This is a genomic window from Streptomyces sp. SID1328, from assembly GCF_009865595.1.
Taxonomy (GTDB): Bacteria; Actinomycetota; Actinomycetes; order Streptomycetales; family Streptomycetaceae; genus Streptomyces; species Streptomyces griseoluteus.
On record NZ_WWKH01000534.1, the window covers coordinates 1 to 2898 of the forward strand.

Here is a 2898-nt window from a genome sequence, read left to right on the forward strand (position 1 = left end):
GACTTCGACGGCGCCGCGGGCAGCGCGCCGGACAGGTCCCGCTGGACCCTGGAGACGGGCGGCAGCGGCAACGGAAACCACGAGCTGCAGTACTACACGAACAGCACCGACAACGCCGCCCTCGACGGCAACGGCAACCTGGTCATCACCGCCCGCAAGAACACCGACCCCAATCTGAACTGCTGGAACGGGCCCTGTCAGTTCACCTCCGCCCGGCTCAACACGGCGCAGACCTTCACGCAGAAGTACGGCCACTTCGAGGCCCGCATCAAGATCCCGCGCGGCCAGGGCATCTGGCCGGCCTTCTGGATGCTGGGCGACGACCTCGGCAGCGCGGGCTGGCCGGGCAGCGGCGAGATCGACATCATGGAGAACGTCGGCAAGGAGCCCTCCACGGTCCACGGCACCATCCACGGCCCCGGCTACTCCGGTGCGGGCGGGATCGGCGCCGCGTACAACCTGCCGAACGGCAAGCCGTTCGCCGACGACTTCCACACCTTCGCGGTCGACTGGAGCCCGTCCGGCATCACCTGGTCCGTGGACGGCCAGAACTACCAGACGCGCACCCCGGCCGACGTGAACGGCAACAAGTGGGTCTACGACCACCCCTTCTTCATCATCCTCAACCTCGCGGTCGGCGGTGACTGGCCCGGCAGCCCCGACGCCGGTACGTCCTTCCCGCAGACGATGACCGTGGACTACGTCCACGTCTCCGCCCAGAACTGAGGTCCGGGGGCCGGGAGTCGCCAGCCTCCGGCCCCCTGACCTTCCCCGTGCCGTCCCGGCTCCGGCCGGGTGCTTCCCCCACTGCAAGGAGTTCCCCGCATGTCGCCTCGTCACCAGCGCAACCTGACCCGCCGCAAGCTGATGTTCGCCCTGGGGGGCGCGGCCGTGGCCATCCCCGCGGGCGCCGCCATCGCGCCCTTCGCCCTCGCCGACCAGCCGGGCGACAGCGGCGGCAACAAGACCCGCGCGGCGTCGGGTTCGCTGCCGGTGACCGTCGTCAACAACAGCGGCTCGTTCGACAACGGCTCCGTGAACGTCTACGTGGTCGGCAACGTCGACGGCAAGCAGGTCCGCCTCAAGCAGGACGGCACCCTCGCGCCCATCGCCGTCTCCGACAACGGCGCCGACGGCTTCACCGACTACGCGATACCGCTCGCGGGCAGCGGCGAGACCAAGCTGTCCCTGCCGTTCATGTCGGGCCGTATCTACGTCTCGCTCGGCGACAAGCTGAAGATGAAGGCCGTCACCGACGGCAACGGCAACGCGGCGCTGCAGTTCCCGGCCGGCTGGGTCGAGTCCGACCCCAACTTCGGGGTGCTGCACGACTGTGCGGAGTTCACGTACAACGCGTCCGGCATGTTCTGCAACACCACCATGGTCGACATGTTCAGCGTGCCGATGAGCATCCGGCTCACCGGTGAGAAGGACCAGACGACCGGCAGCATCCGGGACGGGGGCCGCGCCGCCGCGTTCGCCGCGGTCAAGGAGGTCGCGGAGTTCTCCAAGCTGGTCGTCGACGACAAGCGCATCATCGCGCCGGGTCACGGGCTGGACGCGGGGCTGTTCGCCAAGGACTACTTCGCGCCGTACATCGACGAGGTGTGGTCCACCTTCACCGGCAAGGACCTGAAGATCACGACCAACGCCGGCACCTTCACCGGCCGGGTCCGCGGCGACCGCTTCACCTTCGACGGGCCGGCCTCGGTGTCCTTCGCCAAGCCGTCCACCCGTGACGTCCTCTTCTGCGACGGCAACCTCGCCGCCCCGAACGACGGCACCACCGGCCCCGTCGCCGCCGTCCTCGGCGCCGGCTTCAACCGCTCGACGCTGCTCACCGACACCGCGCAGCCCAGCACCGACCCGGCCGCCTTCTACCAGGGCGAGCTGACCAACCACTACTCCAAGGCCATCCACGCGGCCACCAAGGACGGCAAGGCGTACGGCTTCGCCTTCGACGACGTCGCCGACTTCGCCTCCTTCATCCAGGACACGGCGCCCTCCGGCTTCACGCTCACCCTGACGGCGTTCTGATCCACCTCCCGACAGCACTGCTCCCCGCATCGAGCCGAGGCGGGGAGCAGTGTGGTGTCCCTGGTGGTCAGCAGGGACGGATGTGCCAGACCGGCGTCCAGGACGCGGTACCGCTCTGCGGGGCCCGGCTGCTCCACCGTTCGGTGCCGTTCTCGTTGTAGAACCGGGCCACGGTGCCGGTGCTCTGGCTGTTGTTGAAGTAGCCGTCCCCGATTCCGTAAAAGTCGTAGTACCCGCAGTAGTAGTAGTCGTAGCGCTTGCCGTTCCCGTCCTGGATACACAGGTGTCCGGCACTGCAACTGATCGCGGAGGTGCCGGGAACGGCGAAGGTCACCGTCCCGCCGGGCATGGTCGCCTTGTCCGCCGCGAGCTGCCGCTCGCCGGGGTGGGCGGCCAGATAGCTGTCGATCCGGCCCTGCACACCGCCCGCCGCCGACGCGCTCCCGGCCAGCAGCTGACTTCCCGCCAGCGCCGCCGCGGCCACCATCACGCCCGCAACTTTGCGCACGCTCATCTTGAAACTCCCCCTTTTCCAGCCCCCGGCCACCGCCACGGACGACGCCGGTCCCGAAGGCTGAACCCATCGTCCCGAGTGGATCAGCTGCCCTTGAAGCCCGATTCCGGTCATTGCACCCGACCCGGTTCGCGCCGCGGGCGCACACACCCCCCGCTCCCGTCCCTTCGCACTACGAACCGTTTCAGCAACCGCCCCGAAAAAATTGCTCCGCAAAGCCGAGTAAACGACTCCTGTATCGCGCGCACCTTCCGTCTCCCACCACCGGACACGTCGAGTGACCAGTTGTCGGCCCAGGCCGGTGCGGGGCGGGGGGAGCGGGTCGGGGAGACTGTCCCTTCGGATCA

Annotated in this window: 2 protein-coding genes and 1 pseudogene; 2 read left to right on the forward strand and 1 reads right to left on the reverse strand. The window is 68.7% G+C overall.

What is annotated here, in order from left to right:
- Together GT030_RS16805 and GT030_RS16810 are read left to right on the forward strand one after the other, a co-directional pair.
- Positions 1-708, forward strand: a pseudogene (locus tag GT030_RS16805) (glycoside hydrolase family 16 protein); the annotation flags it as partial.
- 117 nt (positions 709-825) lie between these two features.
- Complete coding sequence (locus GT030_RS16810) at positions 826-2037, forward strand: beta-1,3-glucanase family protein (RefSeq protein WP_135786586.1); 1212 nt, start codon at positions 826-828, stop codon at positions 2035-2037.
- Between the two features lie 67 nt (positions 2038-2104).
- Here the strand turns inward: GT030_RS16810 and GT030_RS16815 are convergent, their stop codons facing one another.
- Positions 2105-2551, reverse strand: a complete 447-nt coding sequence (locus GT030_RS16815) for a hypothetical protein (RefSeq protein WP_161201796.1) — start codon at positions 2549-2551, stop codon at positions 2105-2107.
- Positions 2552-2898: the final 347 nt, after the last annotated feature.

Excerpts from the sequence above, each read along its gene's own strand:
- GT030_RS16810 (WP_135786586.1), top strand. The coding sequence starts at position 826 with ATGTCGCCTCGTCACCAGCGCAACCTGACCCGCCGCAAGCTGATGTTC.
- GT030_RS16815 (WP_161201796.1), bottom strand. The coding sequence starts at position 2,551 with ATGAGCGTGCGCAAAGTTGCGGGCGTGATGGTGGCCGCGGCGGCGCTG.